We start from the raw sequence: 22,203 nt of genomic DNA on the forward strand, positions 1-22,203 counted from the left end.
TATTTTTTTTATCAATTTCGAACCTTTATGCCAACGATGGCATTAGTTTTACAAGAACATATCAGCTGATCATATTGAAAGCCCATGAGAAAAAACAAAATCATGTTAGCGGCCGGGGTTGTCATCGCCTCCCTAGGGTGCGTTTCTGGTACGCTAAACCAGGGACAGCCTTCCCTGAAGCAAATCTTCAAGGATGATTTCTATATTGGAGCCGCGCTCAACTACCAGCAGGCTGCTGGTAAGGACCCCAAAGCAGAAGCTATCATCGCTCAGCACTTCAGCACCATCACCCCAGAGAATCTCTTGAAATGGGGCAACGTGCACCCGCAACCTGATACCTACAACTTTAAACCCGCCGATGATTTTGTTGCACTGGGCAAGAAGCACAAGCAGTTTATTGTAGGCCATACCTTAACCTGGCATCAGCAAACCCCAGATTGGGTGTTTGAATCTGAGCCCGGCAAATCTGCCACCAAAGAACAACTTCTGAAACGGCAAACCGAGCACATCATGGCAGTAGCCGGCCGGTACAAAGGCCAGATCAATGGTTGGGATGTAGTGAACGAAGCCTTAAACGATGACGGCACCCTGCGCCAAAGCAAATGGTACAAGATCACCGGCGAGGAGTACCTGGCCAATGCATTTGCTACCGCTCGTAAAGCTGACCCTAAGGCGGAGCTGTACTACAATGATTACAACATGTGGAAGCCTGCCAAAGCCGATGGCGCCATTAAACTGGTGAAAAGCTTGCAAGCCAAAGGCTTGAAAGTAGACGGCATAGGCATGCAAGGACATTACGGTTTGGAAAACCCTTCTATCCAACAAATAGAAGAAAGCATCATCAAGTTTTCTAAAGTTGGCAAGGTGATGTTCACGGAGGTGGATATTGATGTGCTGCCTAACCCTAGCAACCGCCAGGGTGCTGATATTGACGCTACCTTTGATTTCGACCAGAAGTATAACGTGTACACCAACGGTTTACCAGAAGAAGTGCAACAGAAGCTGGCAAAACGCTATGCAGAGCTTTTCGCCTTATTTCACAAGCACAGAGACAAAATCACCCGTGTAACGTTCTGGGGAGTAACCGACAGAGATTCCTGGTTGAACGACTGGCCTATCAAAGGTCGCACCAGCTACCCAATGATCTTCGACCGCAACTACCAACCAAAACCAGCTTTCCACGCCATTGTGAACTCTAAGAAGAAGGCGAAGTAGAAAAAACCTCTTCCTACGGTAAATAAAAATCCCTTCCGTTTAAGGGCTGTTTTGGTTGAAACAGCCCTTAAACGGAAGGGATTTTCGTTAACAGCGACAAAAAAGAGGCTTCTTACCAATTTACCAACTGCGCCTCTCCAAAGCGAATTCTCCCCTAGAGGGGAGCGTCAAGAGGTGTTTACACCTGCCGGTTCACGCATTGCTGTTTATTCTTCGCTTCCCTTATGAGAAGATGCCTTTAAAATGATCTCCGAAATACGTGCTCTCTTGTGTAAACACCCCCTCTTTATCTCCCCTCAAGGGGAGAATCTTCGTTGAAGAGGCGTATATGTTTATGTTAAAGAGGGGCTATCAGTGCAAATCAAGTGTATTAGCTAAAGGCTTTCTCAACTGCCAAATTCTCGTTGGCTGCTGTTAACCTTTACACCAACTACACTGCCGTTATTTGAGCTTCTTCCAAAGCAATAAGATCTTGCAACAAATCCAGCGACACGGTTCCCGGCTTTCCATCTCCTATTGGATTTCCGTCTACCTCTACAATGGGCAGAACGCGTTTGGTGGTGCTGGTCATGAACGCTTCTTTTGCTTGCGCGATGTCGTCGAGCGTAACGGTGCCTTCTTCCACCCTGTACTTTTTGCCGGCTAGTTCCAGCACGTTTTTACGGGTGATGCCTTTCAAAATTTCATGGGCTGGGGTGAGGATGGTATTGTCTTCTTTCACCAAAAAAAAGTTACTGCGCGGAAACTCAGACACCACGCCCTTCTGGTGGTATAACACATCATCGGCTCCTTTGGCTTTCACCTGCTGAATGAGCTTTATTCCCACAATATAGTTGATGGTTTTTGCCGCCGCCAGCTCCCGCACATATTCATGCGTGATGACCTTGATGCCTGTAGCCACCTGTGCTTCGGAGGGCAAGGTAAGCGGCTGTTCCATCATGATCAGGTTAGGTGGGCCAGGATTGTATCCATTCTCAGAATAGCCGCCGGTTAAAAGCATTTTCACCCCAGATTCAGAGAGGCCGTTCATCTGAATCAACCCCGTGATGGTAGCTACTAACTCTTCTTCGGAAAGCGGTACCTCCAGCCCCATGAGCAAGGCCGAGGCATAGAACCGATTGAGGTAATCTTCCAGGAAAAGTGGTTGTCCATGATGGGTTTTGAAAAAGTCAAAGATACCGTAGCCGCGTTGAATGGCCAGGTCACTCACGTGAAGGTAAGCGCTTTCCAGGGGCAGGATCTCTTCGTGCAGGTACGCGTACAATTTATGGTTTGATAACATGGTGTTTCTTTAAGATGTCAAGGGTTTTCTCCAGAGGCAGTGCCTCTACTTTGTTTTTGTCTTTTCCAACAATGGTTTCTGCTTTGAACAGGGAATTGAGAATGGCTTCTTCGGTGGCTTCAATGGTGGCCATGAACAAAGGAGACATTTCATCATTTCTGAGCAGCGTCACCGTTTGGGTTCTCTCTCTACTTTCATACGGAACCCGCAGCCCTGGGTGTGCAGAAAAAGAAATCACGTAATCACCGCTGCCGTTGGAGGCAATACCGCCGGTTTTGCCCAAGCCCAGCATAGCACGTTTAGCCATTCGCTCCAGGTTGCGGGCATCTACGGGTGCATCGGTGGCCACCACGATCATGCAGGAGCCATCGGCTTTCTCCATAATCTGCTGCCGGAATGAAAAACGCTCGAGCTCCTCTCCTACCGGAGCACCGGCAATCTGCAGCACGCCCCCAAAGTTGGTTTGCACCAGCACGCCTACTGTATATCCCCCTAAACTAGGCGGCAATTTCCGGGAGGAGGTTCCAATGCCGCCTTTGAACCCGAAGCAGATGGTACCGGTACCCGCACCTACGTTCCCCTCTTCCACCTCTCCGTCTTTCGCTTTCTGAATGGCTTCCAGCACGTGCTTCTCTGTCACGTGACGGCCCCTGATGTCGTTCAAGCCACCGTCATTGGTTTCGCCCACCAAGGCGTTCACCGATTGCACCTTTTCATTGCCGGGCTGTTGCAGGGTGTGGGTAATCACCGCGTTCATGGCCGTAGCTACGCTCAGGGTGTTGGTTAAGATAATGGGCGACTCCAGGTTTCCCAGCTCCTGCACCTGTGAACTGCCGGCTAACTTCCCAAAGCCGTTGCCCACGTACACGGCCGCCAGTACTTTCTCCTGGAACAGGTTACCGGCGTGCGGCAGAATGGCGCTGACACCCGTCCGCACCTCGGTGCCTTTGTTCAGCGTAACCTGGCCCACCTGCACACCGGCTACATCGGTGATGGCGTTTAACTTTCCGGTGGGCAGAACGCCTATTTTTATGCCATATTCCCTAAGCCTTTTCCGTTGCTGGGCATGAGTTTGAGCTAGAAAGACCATCATGAAAAGACAAATTATGAATACTTGTTTCATGCGCAAGAGGTAGTTACCGGGTTAAATCTATATGTTCTGCGGGAATAAAGCTCTCCTTAAAGTGAGGTAATCCTGTTTTGAGGCTTGATTCAGGAAAAAGGCTTGAAAGAAGGATTTCATAATTGTGTTAGATGAAGTATCTTTCTACAAAATCCAAACGAATGAACAGACGCAATTTCTTAAGATCCGGTTCTTTGGCCGGAATCTCCTTTTCAGCTTTGGGGTTGGGCGCCTGCGCCACCTCAGTTACCAGCAATACTGCCCAGGAAAGCACCTCCGCTACGGCAGAAATTTCACCTACAGACTTTCAATTAAATGAGGCTACTATCCAGGACTTGCAGCGCAGAATGCAGTCTGGTGAGTTGACGTCAAAAGCAATTACCCAACTGTACCTGGACCGCATAAAAGCCGTGGATAAGAGCGGACCTAAAACCAACTCGGTGATTGAGGTGAACCCAGACGCCATCCAGATTGCCGAAGCCATGGACCAGGAACGCAAAGCCGGCAAAGCACGCGGACCGCTGCACGGCATTCCGGTAATGGTGAAAGACAACGTAGACACCCATGATAAAATGAGCACTTCGGCTGGAGCTTTGGCTCTAGCTGAAAATAAAGCAACCAAAGATGCTTTCATTGTAAGCCAATTGCGGGCTGCCGGAGCTGTTTTAATTGGGAAAACTAACCTGAGCGAGTGGGCCAACTTCCGGTCAACAGAGTCTTCCAGCGGCTGGAGCGGACGTGGCGGGCAAACCAAAAATGCTTACGTGTTAGACCGTACTCCTTGCGGTTCAAGCTCCGGTTCTGGAGTAGCCGTTTCTGCCAACCTGTGCGTGGTGGCTGTAGGGACTGAGACAAACGGTTCCATTGTGTGTCCATCGGCGGTAAGTGGCGTGGTAGGCTTTAAACCAACCGTTGGGCTGGTGAGCCGTTCCGGAATTATCCCGATCTCCCATACGCAGGACACCGCTGGTCCTATTGCCAGAACAGTGACCGATGCCGCTATTCTATTAGGCATGTTGGCGGGCGTAGACCCCAACGACAGTGTCACCAAAGAAAGCACCGGCAAAGCCCAGACAGACTACACCAAGTTCTTGGATGCGAACAGCCTGCAAGGTAAGCGCATTGGCGTAGAGAAATCCTTCCTGAAAGGACACGTAGCCATTGATGCCATGTTGCAACAAGCCTTGGAGCAACTGAAAAGCAAGGGCGCTACCATAGTAGAAGTGGAAGTGATGAAGAAGATCAGAGAGGTCTCTGGCAACAGCTTCAAAATTCTGCAGTACGAGTTCAAAGACGGCGTAAACAAGTACCTGGCCACTGCCAACGCGAAGGTGAAAACCTTGTCTGACGTAATTGCCTGGAACAAGCAGAACGAGGCTACTTCTATGCCTTTCTTCAAGCAGGAAATCTTGGAAATGTCTGATAAACTAGGTGATCTGAATTCAAAGGAATACAAAGAGGCCTTAGCTAAGCAAGTCTCTGGTTCACGCGAAGCCATTGACAACATCATGAAAGAGCACAACCTGGATGCAATCACAGGTCCTACTTATGGTCCGTCCTGGTGCATTGACCTGGTAAACGGTGACTCATTTACCGGTTACGGTCTTTCAACCCCTGCTGCCATTTCAGGCTATCCGCACATCACAGTTCCTATGGGACAGGTGCAAGGCTTACCGGTAGGCATTTCCTTCTTCGGCCGCGCCTATTCTGAGCCTCAACTACTGGGCATTGCGTACGCGTATGAGCAGGTTTCCAAGAACCGAAAAGCTCCGCAGTTCCTGAAAACAACCATACCTTCATAAGCTTTCATTAAAGGCATGTTTTCTGAAAACAGGCGGTAAACAAGAGCAAAAGAAAAGGGCTGGAACAATTGTTCCAGCCCTTTTCTTTTGCTAGACATGCAGTGCTCCTGCCAAGTTTCCAGAACTACTTTGGGGCTGATTTACTAGAATCAACCCCAAAGCAGCGGTTCTGGACTATACCCTTGAAGCAACTTTTCTGGTTGGTGCTGTTTGCTTAGCTGATTTCTTTTTCAGCTTGTTCCACCAGATCAAGGTACCAGTGACAGGCAAGCTGGTAGCAATCAGGCAGCAGATGAAATAGATGATCTTGGAGAAAGTGCCGAAGATCTCCCCTACGTGCAGTCCTTTGACAGATGCCGCTATTTTTTCATTGAACTTCTTATCCGCGAACTTCTCTACTTTCAGTGGTTTGCCGGTGTACTGGTCCAGTTGCACTTTGTCAGCGGCCTGAAGGGTGAAGAAACCACTTTGCGATTTACTCAAGACCACGGCTCCGGAAGAGTCGGCAGGCAGGGAGATGCGGTAGTTTCCTTTGTAAGGAAGAACCGCGTCAGTGGTATTGATGTAACTAACTATGGTTGGTTTCTGTAAAGCCATACCTGCCAGATCAGAGGTAAGCGGCTTTTCAGAGCGCTGTTTGAAAATCTGGTCACCTATGACGGCACTGGCTCCCTCGCGGTACCAATCAAACGACCAGCAAAGTCCGGTTAAAGCAATGATCAGCAACAGGAACGAGGAATAAAAGCCTAAGGAGTTGTGCAGGTCATGGTTAATGCGTTTCCAGTTACCACTGGTTTTCACTTTCAGGCCTTGTTTCCAGTTCTTTATTTTTTTAGGGAACCAGATCACCAAGCCAGTGATAATGATGAAGACGAAGATGATGGTAGAACCTCCCACGATGATCTTGCCGGGGTTCAGTTCACCAGGCTCCGCTTTCACCAGTAGAGTGCGGTGCAAGCCTTCCACGGCTTCAAAGAAACCGTGCGCCGGTCCTTCAGTAGTGCCTTTGATTTCACCGGTGTATTGATTGACCAGATACGTCTTACCGCGTCCTCCACCAGGGCCTCCTTTCTTTCCTTCTTTGCCTTTCCCGGCTGCAGGTCCGGCAACCATCGCCTGGGGAGCGTCCCCCTGTTTGGCTTTTTCTCCTTCCTGTTTACCGCTTTTTCCGCCCTCTTCTTTTTTAAGTGTGAAGCGGTAAGGTTTGGCAGGGTCTTGCGGAATTTGCAGAGCCGTTACTTTGCCTTTCTCCGCTTGCTGCAGTTTAGAGATAAGTTCATCTGGCGAAAGGGCTACCGCGTTGGCAGGTACCTCTACCTTGTATTTGCCGGGCTCCAACATCTCTTCCACTTCGGTGTGGAAGGTGAAGATGGTACCGGTAAGGCAAACCAAAAACAACACCAATCCGCTGGCCAATCCTAGCCAAAGGTGAATGTCGTTGAACAATTTTCGCCAGGTAAACTCTTTTTTCATGGGTGATCTTTCTCTTATAATGGATGATGGAGCTCAGTCTGGGGTTGCCTTTCCTGCTATCTTCTTTGGGTTTTATTCTAATTGATCACTCAATAAAAAACCCTCTGCTTCTCTAAATAACATACTTAAATATTATGAGACCGGCCTCAGACATAGCGAAGGCAAACTAACGATCTATTTAGATTAAATCCAAATAAAGAAAATAGCAAATGAATAACAACGTAAAAACGCTTCACTATCAATTATTTATGGTGTATAGGTTTTATACCAATCAATACCTATTTATAAGGAAGTAGACCTTGTGTAGGCCTTTTCTCCCCTTTTATATAATGCAAGGTCTCCGTATCTTTCTGCGTATTTTTAATCTTTTATGCTTAAGAAACTTATTTATACCGGGGCTTTGCTTTTTAGCACGGCAAGTGCGGTACAAGCTCAAAACGCACCCTCTTGGCTACGCTACTCCTCCATCTCACCAGACGGCCAAACCATTGTTTTCACCTACAAAGGCGATTTGTACCGGGTACCAGCCAGTGGTGGAAACGCAGTACCTCTCACAGTCCATGAAGCGCATGATTTCATGCCAGTTTGGAGCAAAGACGGCAAAACCATCGTGTTTGCCTCAGATCGTTATGGCAACTTTGATTTGTTCCAGATGCCAGCCACTGGGGGCGAGGCGCAGCGCATGACGTTCCACTCGGCCAACGAGTACCCGTATGAGTTCAGCCCCGATAGCAAAACTGTTTACTTTGGGTCTACCCGCATGGACATGGCTACAAACCGTCAGTTCCCTACGTTTGCTCAACCCGAGTTATACAAGGTGGCTTTAAGCGGCGGAAGAGTGCAGCAGATCCTGACTACTCCCGCCGAAGAAGTAAAGCTGAGCCAGAATGGCCAGATCATGCTGTACCAAGATAAAAAAGGGGGCGAAAACCAGTGGCGGAAGCACCATGTTTCTTCTGTGGCCCGCGACCTATGGAGCTATGACACTAAAACCGGCAAGCACACTAAACTCACCACTTTTGCCGGTGAAGACCGTACCCCTGTTTTTGCCGATAATGACAAAACCATCTATTATTTAAGCGAGGAAAGCGGCACCTTCAACGTACACCGCATGGCCGCTGACAAACCAGGCGCCTCTACCCAGCTCACCAAGTTTACCAAACACCCAATACGGTTCCTGACCGCCTCCAACAATGGTTTGCTTTGCTTCGGGTTTGACGGAGATCTGTATACGATGCAGGCCAACGGTGCTCCGCAAAAAGTGAACGTGGTTATCAATACCGATGCTAAAACGAACAACGAGCGCATTGTACCGGTAGCCGGAAATGGCGTGCAGGATTTAGCCGTGTCGCCAAACGGCAAAGAAGTAGCCTTCATCTACCGCGGCGAAGTTTTTGTTTCAGCGGTGGAGGGAAGTGCAACCAAACGCATCACCAACACTCCAGAGCAGGAACGCCACGTAAGCTTCTCGCCAGACGGTAAGACCTTGATCTATGCCACGGAACGCGGCAAAGGTTGGAAAATCTACCAGACGCAGATCACTCGTAAAGAGGAGCCCTATTTCTACGCCTCTACCCTGCTCAACGAAACGCCCATCATCAACAACGAAAAGGAAAACTATGAGCCTCAGTTCTCGCCAGACGGCAAAGAGATCGCGTTTGTGGAAGACCGCATGACATTGAAGGTTTACAACATTGCTGATAAGAAAGTACGCACCCTGCTCACCACCAATGAGCTGTTCTCCATGCGGGAGAACGACCAGTACTTTACCTGGAGCCCAGACAGCAAGTGGATTGCCTTTGACTTTTCAGAACCAGGTTTTGCCAACAGTGAAGTGGGCTTGATCTCTGCCGACGGCAAAAGCAAAAAGATCAACCTTACTGAAAGCGGCTATCAGGATGATTCTCCCCAGTGGATGGCAGGCGGTAAAATGCTCATCTGGAACAGTACCCGTGAAGGCATGCGTGCTCAGGCCAACAGCGGCGGAGCGCAGTCAGACATCTTTGCCATGTTCATGACCCAGGCCGCGTATGACAAATTCAGGTTAAGCAAAGAAGATTACGCCCTTATCAAAGAGCAGGAAGAAAAGGCTGCCAAAGAGAAGGAAAAAGAGAAAGACAAAAAGAAGAAAAAGGACGAAGAGGCACTGGCTATTGACTGGGAAGGATTAAAAACCCGCAAAGCACGCCTGACACTGCATTCTTCTCAATTAGGAGATGCCTTGGTTTCTAAAGACGGCGAGACATTGTATTACTTAGCTCGTTTTGAGAAAGGATACAACCTCTGGAGCACCAACCTTCGCACCAAGGAAACCAAAATGGCCGTGACGCTGAACGCCACCCGCGCCAGCATGGACTGGGACAAAGACTTCAAAAATCTGTTCCTGTTAGCCGATGGCCGGGTGATCAAGTTAGACCCAACCGCCAACAAGCAGGAAAATGTGGCCATAAGCGGTGACATGAACCTGAACGTAGCTGCGGAACGTGCTTTCATGTTTGAGCACGTGTGGCGCCGCACCAACAAGACTTTCTACACGGCTGGTTTCCACGGCGCCAACTGGGCTGCCTTGAAAGAAGACTATGAAAAGTACCTGCCACACATCAGCAACAACTACGAATTTTCTGAAATGCTGAGCGAATTGCTGGGCGAGCTGAACGTATCACACTCAGGATCCAGCTTCTCCAACGTCCCGGTAAATGCTGATGCAACGGCGTCTTTGGGGGTTTTCTATGACCAGAACTTTTTCGGAAACGGCCTCAAAATAGAAGAGGTGATTTTGGAAGGTCCACTGCAGAAAGCTGGTTTTGACGTGAAACCGGGTATGATTATCGAGAAAATTGATGGCGAAACCCTTACTCCTGAGAAAGACTATGCCCAGTTCCTGAACCGCAAAGCAGGCAAGAACACCCTGCTGACCATTTATGATCCGTCTTCTAAAAAGCGCAGAGACATCTCGGTAAAGCCTATCTCTGCAGGTGAAGAAAGCGGTTTGCTGTACAAGCGCTGGGTACGCCGCAACGCAGAGGAAGTAGATCGCCTGAGCAACGGCCAATTGGGCTACGTGCACATTCCAAGCATGAACGACCCTAGCTACCGCACCGTGTATGAGGAAGTGATGGGCAAATACGCCAACCGCAAAGGCATGGTGGTAGACTCCCGTAACAACGGCGGTGGTGACCTGGTAGCAGACCTTGCCATGTTCCTGAGCGGTAAAATGTTCCTGAACTACACCACAGACAATCGTGCCGTGGGTATTGAACCCGCTTTCAGATGGACGAAACCCAGTATTGCCTTAGCCAATGAAGCGAATTATTCAGATGGTCACTGCTTCGCGTTTAGCTACGTTGATTTGAAATTAGGCAAACTGGTAGGGATGCCGGTACCAGGCACCTGTACCTTCGCCGGATGGGAATCTCTCCAGGACAACAGCGTGCGCTGGGGTGTTCCGCCATTGGGCGTTAAGGATGTGCAGGGCCGCTATCTGGAGAACCTGCAAACTGAGCCAGACGTGAAAGTGATGAACGAGTACGAACTGGTAAGCAAAGGCAAAGACCAACAGTTGGAAGTAGCCGTACAGGAGCTTCTGAAAGAAGTTAAGTAATAAAGATACATTTAGAGAAAAGCCCGGTTCAGCCGGGCTTTTCTGCTTTTAGGGCCATTGGAAAACATCAACAAGTTTATTGGTAAGTGTTTCAAGTGTCTTTTTCAGAAAATAGCCGTAAAAATGAAATGCTAAACTTCTCACACCCCTATGCCTTCGGCTTATGAATAACAGAGACCTCAGCAAATTCCTAAGCCTGGTTCTTCGGCACAAACCTGAGGCTTTAGGCATACAGCTAGATAAAGAAGGCTGGACAAGCGTTGAGCAACTCCTGCAGAAACTTAACGCTAAAGGTAAACCTATTACCCGAGAACGTTTGGAAGAGGTTGTTTCAACGAATGACAAGCAGCGGTTTGCTTTCAATCAGGATCATACCCGCATCAGAGCCAATCAGGGACATTCATTAGCCGTTGACCTCCAATTGAAGGTAGTTAATCCACCAGAATTCCTGTACCACGGCACGGCAGAACGAAATGTAGCCTCCATTCTCCAAAACGGCCTTCATAAGAGGTCGCGACAATACGTGCATCTTTCCAGTGAGGTAGACACGGCCAGGAAGGTTGGTGCCCGGCATGGAAAACCTTTCATCTTTCTGGTTAAAAGTGGGCTTATGCGCCAGGAAGGAATCAATTTTTACAGATCAGAGAACAAGGTCTGGCTGACAGACTATGTGGCTCCGGAGTATCTGGAAATGTACAAAGAGCCTTAAGGCGTCAGCCTTTGAAGGTATTCCACTTGTTTTGGCAATACTTTTCAGAAAAAGGGCTTAAAATGAAGTGTCAATTATTTCCCTCATCCTGCACATCGCTACTAATTATCCTAAAAGTCCAATACTAAAAAGTCTGCTATTGCGTACTAGTTTACATAGTAGAGCAGAGTTGATTGGTGAAAGCCAATGAGACCAACGGGTAGTGGCTTTCTCCTTTTTCATAAGCCAACCCTGTCGCGAACCCATCTTTAACTTCGTAAAGGAACCACTGGATATGCAGGTAACAGATAAACTCAAGACGTACTACCAACATTATCAGGAATTAAAAGAAAATGGTGGGCCTGAGGAAAATACAGAATTGTTTGAGGCAGTCATAGAACTGGAAGAAGACATCATGTCTGCGTATGGCTTACCCCCATCCCATACCCATCTTCAGATTCTATGGCAGTTTACTGAAATAACTCCCTTAACGGATGAAGTGGTAGAGGAAGCCCAGAACCAGCTGAAAGCAGCAGCCACTGAGCATCTGATGGCTCCCGTAAAAACCAATTTGGAGTTACTGCAGGAAGCCAAATCAGAAAGGATGAGTGCGTTCAACGTTTTGCCGGAAATTGGCCAACCTACCCACGACTATCCTATTTTCCTGTTCGAGGAGATGCTCCTGAAAGACAAAGCCACTCCTGAGGCCGTCTTACAGGAAATGGAGTCTGTAAAGGAATTGGACTGTTATGGTGAGGTAGCCACCTTGCTGTACTATCACCGGAAGACGTACAAGCGAACCAAAATCTACAAGACTTTAAAGCCTCACCTCCAGTTTCTGGACACCTACCTGCAGCAACTAAAAAACATTGGGGAAAGTGAAAACCATAGCAGCTTTGTCTCCAGCTTAATTAAAAAAGAAGCTGCCGAGGAAGCGACTACCCCTTCTGTGGTTTACCCTGAAGATACGTTACTGCCCCTCATTGGCATAGATCCTGCTTCTTACGCCCCAGAGTCCATCTTACTGACAGATGTCTTTGAAATGGAGGAGATAGTGTATGACGTGGATACTGCCGTCACTGTAACCGGAATGCTTTCATCTGGGGAAGATACAAAGAGAGTTTCTTTAGGGTTTGACTTGAAGGAACTGGTTAGGCTCTTCACTTTTTATGATGGGCAGGGAGAACAAATTTTTGCTTTGTTCTCTAATCAGCCGGAGAATGAGGTCCAAGACTCTCCTATTGTCATCAACCTGAAAGACAGCACCGGCAGTACTTTCCTAGCTTATCAGCACTATTTCAAAGTGTACAAACCATTGGTATTAGGCGAAGACGGCTCCCACCAGGTTATACAAGAGGAGTTTTACCTGGTAGAGGAAATCCTGGAAAGAACTGCTTATGATGCGGAGCAACTGGAAATCTCTAAAGTATCCCTTCACGGGTTGTTTCAGCACCTTAAAAGCAGCTATAGACTGTATTTAGAACTTCGGCAAGTAGGAGAAAGCGAAAAAAACGCCCGTAATGAAAGTGCGTTGGAGAACCCAACAACTTTTGAACTGGCCCGCCACCTTTTCACCCTTGACCAACACGGAGGCAAAATAGATTTTGAGTAAACGCTTTTCTTACCAAAAACTTAAAGCCTAAATAGAAGTAAAGTTTCACCATACCCAGCAATAAACTTCTTAATTGGCCCTGTTGCTTTTTCTCAAGAATAAAGCAACAGGGCAAATTCCTTCTTTTTTAGTGCTTCTTACTAAAAGTAGAAAAATAGACTGCGTGACAAAAAACATCCTCCTGCATTTCTCTTAATAATCAGAAGGTTAAGAAAGAGATGCAGTCTTAAGGTAAAAAACCTTCAACTTTTTTCCTGAAGAAGTTTGGCAGATAAAAAACAGCCTTCTATATTTGCACCATCAAAACCGAAAGATGGTCCGTTCGTCTAGGGGTTAGGACACCAGATTTTCATTCTGGTAACAGGGGTTCGATTCCCCTACGGACTACACGAAAGCCTCTCAGTTCATTCTGAGGGGCTTTTTCTTGCTATTCAGACATCAATAGCCTGCACTTATCCAAACTACCCTATTGGGTGCCAGTTATTGAGAGCTAATGCATCTGTAATCCCCTCTTTTCTTTGATACTCTGTTGTTTCCAAAGAAAAACTAGAAGTGGCCTATGCTACTAAAAATGAAAGAAGCCTTGGTATCAGGGCAGTCAATATTTTTAGTTTTTGGATCTTAAACTTTTGTGAAGCTTTATGCATATAGAAGCAAACAGCATTAAGTTTTAAATATTGTCAACAAAATATAAGTACAATTTGATTTATCTATACCTCCCAATATACTTTTATTTTCAAACTCCGTATACGACTTGCAAAACAGCCCAGAGAAGAAGATTTCAGTAAAATAACTAAAAACTGAAAGTCTTTTTAATTGTGATAAGAATTACCTAAAACCTCTAAAGTTCTAAAATCACATCAAAATACTTGAACAGGTATCGTTATTCTTTATTTTCTGGTGCTTTAATTTTAATAGAAGCCCAATGAGTCTATTTAATAGTTCTTATTAAACAAGAAAAAAAACAACTTACAATAAAATAAAAAGATGAAAAAACTACTTTTACTCGTTGTGCTGTTTGTTATAGCAGCTAATAGCACACATGCACAGCACATGAACCTGGGCATAAAAGGCGGATTAAATTTATATAGCATAAGCAACTCGAACTACAATACTAAAGAACACTTTAACGCTGGTTTACTCAGCCACTTCCACCTATCTGACCGCGTAGGTTTACAACCTGAAATTATGTTCTCGGGCCAGGGGGGGAAATTAAATAACTCTTCCAATCCCCGGTTAAACCTGAGCTACATCAATGTACCCGTTTTGCTTCAGTACATGTATAACAATGGTTTCCGGTTACAGGCTGGTCCGCAAATAGGGTACTTGGTTAGTGCAAATTCAAAAAATGATGGTGTTAGCACCGATGTGAAAAGTGGATTTAATTCACTCGATTTTGGGATTAGCGCAGGTGTAAGTTATGTGTTTGTACAAACAGGCATTGGCCTGGATGCCCGTTACAACCATGGAATCAGTAACATAAACGAAAATAACGCCAACAGATCTACGAACCGTGGCTTTCAGTTAGGAGTGTTTTATATGTTTAAGCACAATTAAAAGCAGCTGAATCGACATAACATCTAAAAGCGAGAGCTCCCAGTCTAAGCCGGGAGCTCTCGCTTTCAGCATAAACCAAATTGCTCCTCTGGGCCCGTATGTTCTGGAAGTTAGAGGATTGGTGGATGTGTAAGTTATACTACTTATTGTAATTACTAATCCTCTACTTCTGATTCAAAATGAACCGAATCACTTTGTACAATTTATAACAACAAAGTTCAAATATTATTAGATAAATACCTATTTTTAAGTATTTATTAAGACTATTTTGTATTTAAATTTGAAAAAATATAAATACAAAATACTATATGACTAAAGCCCTTACTCTCCTCTTGCTCTTTTCGGCTCTTAACAGTTTTGCCCAGGAACTACCTGCAACAGACACGACAAAGGCACAATCAATTAATGCTACTTCACCTTCGCAGGGGATCATTCCATCTGATCCAGCATCTAAGCAGGAAGTATTCCGGAGAAACATAGTTAAGATGAACCTTTCTTCGCTTGCCTTCAACAATTACAGCTTTAGTTATGAACGGTCATTAACCAGAAAAATGACTCTGGTGGCGGGGTATTCATTTATTCCTAAATCAATTGTGTCGTCCATTCCGCTGGTGGAAAAAGGTTTGGACCAATCTGCGGAGGACGAAGACGACCTTATTGAACAACTCCAGAATTCTACCATTGCCAACAAGGCCTATACTGGTGAACTCAGGTTTTACTCGGGCAAGAAACCAGGAGCAAGAGGCTTATACCTGGCCCTATATGGTCGCTACATGAATCTGGACGCCACCTACTCTCATGAGTATGAAACTGACTCCAGGACTTACGAAATCCCGATAGATGGTAAAATCACAGGATTAGGAGGCGGATTGATGGTAGGCGCCCAGTGGCTCATCGCTAAAAGAATAACCTTTGACTGGTATATCATGGGGGGGCATCTCGGGAAAATGAAGCTTGACTTAGATGGCAAGTCAGACCTAAGTACCATGACTCCTGCTGAAAGAAAGGAGTTAGAGGAAGAGATTGAGTCTGTTAATGATGACCTGCCTTGGAACCCTAAGGTAGACGCCACTGTGACTAGCAATGGGGTAAACGTAAAAGGGAATGCACCCTTTGCAGGAATCAGAGGCCTCGGCTTCTCTTTTGGTATAGCATTCTAAGGACAACTCATTTATCAATTATTTAGGTTTCAGTACCCAGAGGTTTTTCTATAACGCTAATGCACAAAATGTGCTCCATCTACAGAACGTTAGCTAATTATTGATTTAAATTGAAGAATAAGCATTTTTGCCCCTGCTGACTTATGGCCACAAGAGCCTTTTCTTTTATATTCAGAATTAAATTTATTCAATATTTATATTTACACAAAGCAATTCTAAAGCTTATTCATCGTCTAATTAGCAATACTCAACCTGTAAAGTTCTATTTCTATCGTTTTGGATTGTTGCTTGTTGTTTATTGCATATTTTTATGTAGTCGCATTTTACCCCGAACCATGAAAAGCACTACTCAACCAAGCAACTTTACCTACCAAGCCTTTATGATAGGCAAAATAAAGGAGGGTTTCAACAATGAAGTATTTGAACGCGGCGATGCTCCTAATGAGGTAGCCATGCTGGCGCTTCAAGCTCGTTCACTTGTTGCCCAATTAGAGGCATCTGAACCCACTCTTTCTCAACCTCTCCAAGAAGTTGCCTGGCAGGTAGATAACCTACTGCATGAAGCGCAGGCCATCACCTCTGCCCCAAAAAGAGATCTATACGGCTACCTGAAGGCATTTTACGACACAAAATTATCAATACTAGGGCTCCTTCAACACTTTGAGAGACACCTAGACTATTAGGCTTTCATTCTCTTTACCTTTTGAATAAATTAATTCCATAGTCTTGGAACACAGAAGTATTCGTCTCTTATAAGCCATGCCGCACGCATAAGCTACAAAGAATTGCATTTCAAAACTCTTATAATTAAACTTGGGCATAATACAATGGGGCAACCAAGAGACCCAGCCTATTTCCCCTGGCGGCAGAGAATTCCTTGGCTATAACTGAAAAGCGATGGATAAGCAGTACCCTTTCAAGGACTCCCCCCAGTTGGTATTTCATAAGGAGTACGTATCTATTCACCTTCTAGAAGCGCAATCACTCCTCCTTCTGGAGTGGAAACGCCAAATTTCCATGGAGGAACGGAAGGTGGGCTTTCAGGAAGCTCTTGCCTTCACACACAAAAATCAAATAAGCCGCTGGTTGGTAGATGACTTGCAATTGTATATCATCACTGCTGAAGAAAAGGAATGGATTTTAACCCAGTTTCAGGAAGAGGCATCCAAATCTCCCCTCCTCAAGCTGGCGGTGGTGACAGCAGACTTTTACCCAAGCCTTGTGGTCAATACCGAGTTCACTGAAAAAACAAAGGAAGGATACGAAGCCAAAGGTGTAATTCAGCATGAAGTGTTTACAGACTATGCTAGTGCTCTTCATTGGCTTCTGCCAGACAGAGAAGTTTGATATTCCCTTACTCTAAAAATAGCTTTCAAGACCCAACATTCTTTTATTAATTTGCGGTTTATACGGACAACCGCCTTGTCTTATATATTTCTTAGGCAAGATTTGGTGCATAAACACACCTCATTGAAGATGGTCAGGAAAGTCCTTTTAGTTGATGATGATGACATTTCTACGTTTCTGAACATAGAACTCATGGACCGCATGGCCTTTGCTGAAGAAACGGTAGTAGCCACAAACGGCCAGGAGGCGCACGAGGTATTGCTTACTACTTGTTGCTCCTCCAACGTTTCTGAATGTCACCTTGACCTAATTCTCCTTGATATCAACATGCCTGTATTAGACGGCTTCGGATTTCTGGAGGAATACGGCAAAATGGATCTTTGCTGCGCTCCTAAAGTAGTTCTCCTGTCCTCTTCAAATCACCCAGATGACTTAGAGAAAGCCAAACAGCATGGACTCCCCATTCTTACTAAGCCCCTGACTACAGAAAACCTCACCATTATTCTAAGTGAACTCTCTAAAGTGGTTGTAGAGACTCCTAACAAGTAACTGCACAAAAAGTAAATTATAAATCTGCTTTAGGTGTGTTTTATAAAAGGAACGCATGCAACAACTAAAGGAATCCTCTGTATCACAATAATCAAGGCAGCCCTATTCAACAAAGGCTGCTTTATCTTTTTTTAAGTGCAGCTGTAGTGAGGCCTAAATTCGGCTAATTCCAAGAGATTCCGGACAAAGATTTACCTATTACCACTTACCCTTTGGTTTTCATTTCCTTCCTGGAAACAGGCTCGGTTTAAAATATAATTCACCTTAAAAATAAATGTGTGCTGAAAATCTTTACCTCATCAGGACTGGTTTCCTGTTTCGACTATTTTGCTTTCTAGTAAACCCGAAACTTCCCAAGCCCAGTTGGCCAAAGGGAAATCTAAGTTTGTAGGAAATGCGATTGACAGATATGAGCCATAAACTAGCAACTCTTAATTAATGGGTCTGAAAACCAAGCACATTATTCTTAGTGCGTTACCGGGTAGATAGCCCTGAGCCAATGCATCTTATACAACTACTCTTCTTGTTTATATACTATTTTCATTAAACTTTGATCAGAGTGAAACAAGATTGATTTAGTAGTTTATTAAGAATTATCCTTAGATTGTAAACTTTTTATTGTACATTGTACGAAAATAAGGAACGGTTCTGCTGCAAGTAATGTAGTAGAGGTACAGTAAACAACAAATCATGAATAAAGGAACAGTAAAATTCTTCAATGACGAGAAAGGCTTCGGGTTCATTAAAGATGCAGCATCAGGTCAAGAGTATTTCGTACATGTCTCTGGAACATCTGAAGAACTCAGAGAAAACGACGAGGTAACCTTTGATCTTCAAGAAGGAAGAAAAGGATTGAACGCGGTTAATGTTAAACGCGCTTAGTTAGTATATATACATCAAGAATAAAAAGCCTTACAACCAGTAAGGCTTTTTTATTCAGACCGACAGATATTTTTCTGTCTTCACTCTTGGTTCTGGCCTTCGGAACCTACTTAAACTAATTGCATGAACAGAAAATACCTAGTAGATACCGAGACGCGTGAATATCTGTGTGTTGCTTTGAAAAAAGGACAGGACTGGGTGCCTAACAACCAAGACTCCCTTCAGAAATTCATGAACTCCCGCTCTAATGAGAGCAAAACTGAGGCAGAGTTAGTCTCAGGCGAATTTAATGACAACACCTTCTTTGAGAAGTGGATCCGCAACGGCACCAATTTCCTGTTTAGGTAATTAGTCGCGCACGGCAACGGCCGTCATTCCTCAGAAATCACAGTAGTTAACATCAAAGAGCAAGAACACATAATGGGTAGATCACAAGAAACCTTTAGTAAAAAAGAAAAAGAGAAGAAAAAATTAAAGAAACGCCAGGACAAGGAACAGAAGAAGGAAGAACGTACTGCCAGTTCCAGCAAAGGAAAAGGCATTGACGAAATGATGGCCTACGTTGACGACAACGGCAATATCACCTCCACTCCCCCAGACCCAAACAAGAAGAAGACGATCATCAAGCAGGAAGACATCCAGATTGGAATCTCCAAGCAAGCAGAACTAGATCCCGCTGATCTCATCAGAAAAGGGACTATTACCTTCTTCAATACTTCTAAAGGGTACGGGTTCATCAAAGACCATGAATCACAGGAAAGCATATTTGTACACCAAAATGCTTTGAACAGCACCGTTCAGGAAAACGATAAAGTAACGTTTGAGGTAGAGAAAGGCATCAAAGGCCTAAATGCTATTAACGTGAAACTGATTGACTAAAAAGAACCATGGCATTCTGTGTTCATTTCACATGTAACACGTAATACTGTAGATTCTTCTAAAGGAAAAAGGTATTGGAGAACGCCTGTAGAGCGTTTACCAATACCTTTTGTAATTTATGGGGGAACCTCTATGATAGGCTACCTCACCCTACTGCTCTAATGCAGAATCAATACATCCCCGGCAACAGCAGCATTCCTTTTAATTAAGAATTCACTTTTTATGGCTGTCTTTCAAAGCTCCGTAAAGAACAGGGCTAAAGAACCTCAGGTTCTCCAAAAGGCAGGTCATGGTGTAAAACTTGTCTAGATCAACATCTGAACTCTCTGCCATGGACACTAGAAAAGCATCTAGGGTCTGAACAAAATTCTCATCAAACTCTTTTTCCGTCATTTTCATGGCAAACTTTAATCTCTACTCTTCAATAATGAGTTTAGCTGGATAGTACAAGAACTTGGTTTACTTCTATTATGTCTAAGCATATCCGACCTTGTGGCTTAATTAGAGAACACATCTTCAGAGATAGGAATTCCAAATACAAAGAGAAAGTAAGGTAAGGTTACTTTACATAAAATTTAAGCTAAAGGCATTCTCTACTAGATTCAACACTACTTGGTTGCTTCTCCCCTGTGTTTCTCTTTTACTTTACCAATTGAGTATGCAGCCGGTCAAGTGTTTCCTGGGCGTTTGTACATAAGCCGGGGTGAACCGCAGAGGTCTGGACAATGGTGCTTCTGGTAGCGGTTAACCATCTGAAACGCGAAGCAATGGGTAACCTCCCTATGGTTCCGCCTGCTTTGCCGCCGGTACAGATAGTTTCGAATACCTGTAACCGTTCCTGCAGTTCCTCCTGGTCTAGCTCAGAAGAGAAAGCAGTAAGCCTGGCTGGATCAAGTTGATAGACAGTTTTCAGGAATCCTTGCGCGGGGCAGTATAGAATGACACCCACATTGAGAAATTCCTCGCGCTCTACGCACGGAACTACCCGCAAAGTGGCGTATTCAAATAAGTGCTTTTCTTGCATGCTGCGCTTCCTGGATAAAAATATCGGTATGGGCCAGACGGGCCTCTAAAAACTGTGCGTACGCCTGCCGGTGTTCTTCTGGGGTGGCAAACGGTGAATCTCCCGTAAGCCAGTCATCTGGGATCAAAGATACAATAGATTGAATCTGCTCAGGAGAAAGCAGGGCCTTGAATTCTGCATCTACTTCTGTTAATTGCGTGGCTTGGGGCAGCAACACGTGGTCTTTCACCTGCACAAAAGGACGTTTGGCCTGCTCCTTCCAGTTCTGCCAGGAATGATGAAAGTAAAAGGCTGCACCATGATCAATCAACCAAAGCTCTTTGTGCCACATGAGCATGTTGGTGTTGCGGGCGGTGCGGTCTACATTGGTAATCAAACAGTCCAGCCACACAATCTGGGACGCTAACCGGGCATCTACTGTGGTGACTAACGAATCAAAGGTAATGGCTCTGGACAGGTAATGAAGCCCCAGGTTGAGCCCTACGCTGAACTGCAGCAGGTCCTGGATTTCCTCATCTGGTTCGGCACGGCCGAAGCTTTCATCTAAGTTGGCAAAAACCAGTTCGGGTATTCTCAACCCTAAAACCCGGGCAAGTTCTCCGGCCACCAGTTCGGCAATAAGGGCTTTCACTCCCTGTCCGGCGCCTCTGAACTTCAACACATATAGGAAATCATCGTCGGCTTCAATGATGGCGGGCAAAGAGCCGCCTTCGCGCAAGGGGGTTACATACCTGACCACATTGACTGATCTTAGTTCAGGTTGCGTATGCTTCATAGAATTGCTTTCATTGCATCAGAACCCGGAAACCTTCTGACGTTGTACTTCCGGGCACCAGGTCACTTACAAGGTAACCGGGCAGGGGAATATCTCAAAGGTAAGGGGAAAGCGTCTTAAGTAAAGTAAACCTGGTTAATTAGTTAAGAGCCATTCCACAGCTGCCTCTTTATCAAAATGCACTTTGATGGGGCTGGCGTTTTCTGTTTCGGGCGTTGGCTTCTCGTAGACCTTGTTTGGATTAGTCATGACGAAACACTCGGGAGCCATGACAATCGCAAATTTCCGTAACTGGGAAGAGGTGAACAGTTGCGCCATGTTCTGCTTAAGCCAAACCTGGTTTTCGGGAAGCATGGCTTTGATTTTTTGGGCATCGGTGATCCAGAGTCTCACATTTTTTGCCACGGCACGGTCAATGGCCAGCCGGTACCCGTTTCTGAATTGTTCCAGGGTGGGCGTTTGGAGGAACGTTAACTGCAGCACCGCCGCCTGCCTGTCCAGCTGAATCTGGACAATCTCATCTTCGTACAGCATTGTCAGCTGAAGCGAAACCACATTTTCAGATCCTGATGCGTTCACGGCGGAAGACTTTTAGGAACAGATTAACTTCTTGTTTTACTAGCCTCTGTGCCTAAAGGTTTATGATTTTGAACTACTTTTTATAAAATAAACCCTAAACTTCAGTTAAGATTTTTTACGGCCTTTCCAGTTTTTCCGGGACTTTTCCTTTTCTCTCTCGGTCTTGAATTTGGTGAACTCCTCATTGGGCATTGACACAGAGTAATACGCTGAGGAAAGAATGGTCAGGTTTTCGTCAAAGTCATACTCCAGGGTGAGGAAGAGCTGTTTGTTTGGGTTATGGACGTACTCCTCCCCTTCTTTGTCAAACACCTTGAACTCGTATTCCCCGTCATCTGGCTTTTTTCCACTCACCCGCGCCAGGCAATCGCCGGTGATGACCAAAGGCGTTTCCAGCTCCTCCAGGTACTCAAAGTCCTGGTAATACCGTCCGTCCTTTTTGCTCGTGAGGTACTCAATAGAATCAAGGTAAACCTCAACATCCTTGTGCCGGCTGTCTCTTGTGGTGGTAATATCTAGAACGTTGCCTATTACTTTCATGGTTTTTCTGCTCTGCTCCGGCTCCAGCGGCTTTTAGCAAGTAGTTGGAGCCGGAATAACTTCATTCATAAACAGAATAAAGGTAAGGCATTTGGCCTTCTTTACGTTGTAGTTT

Annotated in this window: 21 protein-coding genes and 1 tRNA gene; 14 read left to right on the forward strand and 8 right to left on the reverse strand. The window is 45.5% G+C overall.

Features of this window, described 5'->3' with window-relative positions; genetic code table 11:
* The first annotated feature begins 84 nt into the window (after positions 1-84).
* Positions 85-1,215, forward strand: coding sequence for an endo-1,4-beta-xylanase (locus tag DC20_RS00515; protein WP_062542039.1), 1,131 nt, complete (start codon positions 85-87; stop codon positions 1,213-1,215).
* Positions 1,216-1,645: 430 nt separating this feature from the next.
* On the opposite strand, the gene DC20_RS00520 is transcribed toward DC20_RS00515, so the two are convergent.
* Positions 1,646-2,497, reverse strand: coding sequence for an aminotransferase class IV (locus tag DC20_RS00520; protein WP_062542040.1), 852 nt, complete (start codon positions 2,495-2,497; stop codon positions 1,646-1,648).
* A complete protein-coding gene (locus tag DC20_RS00525; RefSeq protein ID WP_062542041.1) occupies positions 2,481-3,620 on the reverse strand; it encodes a DmpA family aminopeptidase in 1,140 nt (379 codons plus the stop codon). The genes DC20_RS00520 and DC20_RS00525 overlap by 17 nt, the downstream gene beginning before the upstream one ends.
* Positions 3,621-3,781: 161 nt before the next feature.
* On the opposite strand from DC20_RS00525, the gene DC20_RS00530 reads away from it, so the two are divergent.
* Positions 3,782-5,422, forward strand: coding sequence for an amidase (locus DC20_RS00530; RefSeq protein WP_062542042.1), 1,641 nt, complete (start codon positions 3,782-3,784; stop codon positions 5,420-5,422).
* A gap of 174 nt (positions 5,423-5,596) precedes the next feature.
* On the opposite strand, the gene DC20_RS00535 is transcribed toward DC20_RS00530, so the two are convergent.
* Positions 5,597-6,895, reverse strand: coding sequence for a PepSY-associated TM helix domain-containing protein (locus DC20_RS00535; RefSeq protein WP_062542043.1), 1,299 nt, complete (start codon positions 6,893-6,895; stop codon positions 5,597-5,599).
* A 370-nt stretch (positions 6,896-7,265) separates the two neighbouring features.
* On the opposite strand from DC20_RS00535, the gene DC20_RS00540 reads away from it, so the two are divergent.
* From DC20_RS00540 to DC20_RS00595, 12 genes are all read left to right on the forward strand, one after another.
* Entirely contained in the window at positions 7,266-10,496 is a 3,231-nt protein-coding gene (locus DC20_RS00540; protein ID WP_062542044.1) for a S41 family peptidase, read from the forward strand.
* 163 nt (positions 10,497-10,659) lie between these two features.
* Positions 10,660-11,205: an RNA 2'-phosphotransferase gene (locus DC20_RS00545; RefSeq protein WP_062542045.1), complete on the forward strand. Its 546-nt coding sequence runs from the start codon at positions 10,660-10,662 to the stop codon at positions 11,203-11,205.
* Between the two features lie 274 nt (positions 11,206-11,479).
* A complete protein-coding gene (locus tag DC20_RS00550; protein WP_157592995.1) occupies positions 11,480-12,796 on the forward strand; it encodes a hypothetical protein in 1,317 nt (438 codons plus the stop codon).
* A 315-nt stretch (positions 12,797-13,111) separates the two neighbouring features.
* Positions 13,112-13,183, forward strand: a tRNA-Glu gene (locus DC20_RS00555).
* A 600-nt stretch (positions 13,184-13,783) separates the two neighbouring features.
* On the forward strand, positions 13,784-14,353 hold the full coding sequence (locus DC20_RS00560; RefSeq protein ID WP_071885344.1) for a porin family protein: 570 nt from the start codon (positions 13,784-13,786) through the stop codon (positions 14,351-14,353).
* Positions 14,354-14,661: 308 nt separating this feature from the next.
* On the forward strand, positions 14,662-15,513 hold the full coding sequence (locus DC20_RS00565; RefSeq protein ID WP_245652272.1) for a DUF3575 domain-containing protein: 852 nt from the start codon (positions 14,662-14,664) through the stop codon (positions 15,511-15,513).
* 335 nt (positions 15,514-15,848) lie between these two features.
* Positions 15,849-16,196, forward strand: coding sequence for a hypothetical protein (locus DC20_RS22745; protein ID WP_157592996.1), 348 nt, complete (start codon positions 15,849-15,851; stop codon positions 16,194-16,196).
* Positions 16,197-16,410: 214 nt separating this feature from the next.
* Positions 16,411-16,860: a hypothetical protein gene (locus tag DC20_RS00575; protein WP_062542050.1), complete on the forward strand. Its 450-nt coding sequence runs from the start codon at positions 16,411-16,413 to the stop codon at positions 16,858-16,860.
* Between the two features lie 129 nt (positions 16,861-16,989).
* Positions 16,990-17,409, forward strand: a complete 420-nt coding sequence (locus DC20_RS00580; RefSeq protein ID WP_062542051.1) for a response regulator — start codon at positions 16,990-16,992, stop codon at positions 17,407-17,409.
* Positions 17,410-18,099: 690 nt separating this feature from the next.
* The gene (locus DC20_RS00585) at positions 18,100-18,291 is read left to right on the forward strand and encodes a cold-shock protein (protein ID WP_062542052.1); all 192 of its coding nucleotides are present in this window, start codon (positions 18,100-18,102) and stop codon (positions 18,289-18,291) included.
* Between the two features lie 123 nt (positions 18,292-18,414).
* A complete protein-coding gene (locus DC20_RS00590; RefSeq protein WP_062542053.1) occupies positions 18,415-18,639 on the forward strand; it encodes a hypothetical protein in 225 nt (74 codons plus the stop codon).
* Positions 18,640-18,711: 72 nt separating this feature from the next.
* Positions 18,712-19,170: a cold-shock protein gene (locus DC20_RS00595; RefSeq protein WP_062542054.1), complete on the forward strand. Its 459-nt coding sequence runs from the start codon at positions 18,712-18,714 to the stop codon at positions 19,168-19,170.
* Positions 19,171-19,383: 213 nt separating this feature from the next.
* Here DC20_RS00595 and DC20_RS23030 read toward each other — a convergent pair whose 3' ends face one another.
* From DC20_RS23030 to DC20_RS00620, 5 genes are all read right to left on the reverse strand, one after another.
* Positions 19,384-19,569, reverse strand: coding sequence for a hypothetical protein (locus DC20_RS23030; protein ID WP_062542055.1), 186 nt, complete (start codon positions 19,567-19,569; stop codon positions 19,384-19,386).
* Between the two features lie 241 nt (positions 19,570-19,810).
* On the reverse strand, positions 19,811-20,194 hold the full coding sequence (locus DC20_RS00605; RefSeq protein WP_062542056.1) for a DUF3037 domain-containing protein: 384 nt from the start codon (positions 20,192-20,194) through the stop codon (positions 19,811-19,813).
* Positions 20,172-20,969 (reverse strand): HipA family kinase, encoded by a 798-nt coding sequence (locus tag DC20_RS00610; protein WP_062542057.1) that lies wholly within the window; start codon positions 20,967-20,969, stop codon positions 20,172-20,174. The genes DC20_RS00605 and DC20_RS00610 overlap by 23 nt, the downstream gene beginning before the upstream one ends.
* Before the next feature lie 135 nt (positions 20,970-21,104).
* Positions 21,105-21,548, reverse strand: coding sequence for a hypothetical protein (locus DC20_RS00615; RefSeq protein WP_157592997.1), 444 nt, complete (start codon positions 21,546-21,548; stop codon positions 21,105-21,107).
* Positions 21,549-21,653: 105 nt separating this feature from the next.
* Positions 21,654-22,088 carry a hypothetical protein gene (locus DC20_RS00620; RefSeq protein ID WP_062542059.1) on the reverse strand — a complete coding sequence of 145 codons (435 nt, stop codon included), beginning with the start codon at positions 22,086-22,088 and terminating at the stop codon, positions 21,654-21,656.
* Positions 22,089-22,203: the final 115 nt, after the last annotated feature.

Source organism: Rufibacter tibetensis (genome assembly GCF_001310085.1).
Lineage (GTDB): Bacteria > Bacteroidota > Bacteroidia > Cytophagales > Hymenobacteraceae > Nibribacter > Nibribacter tibetensis.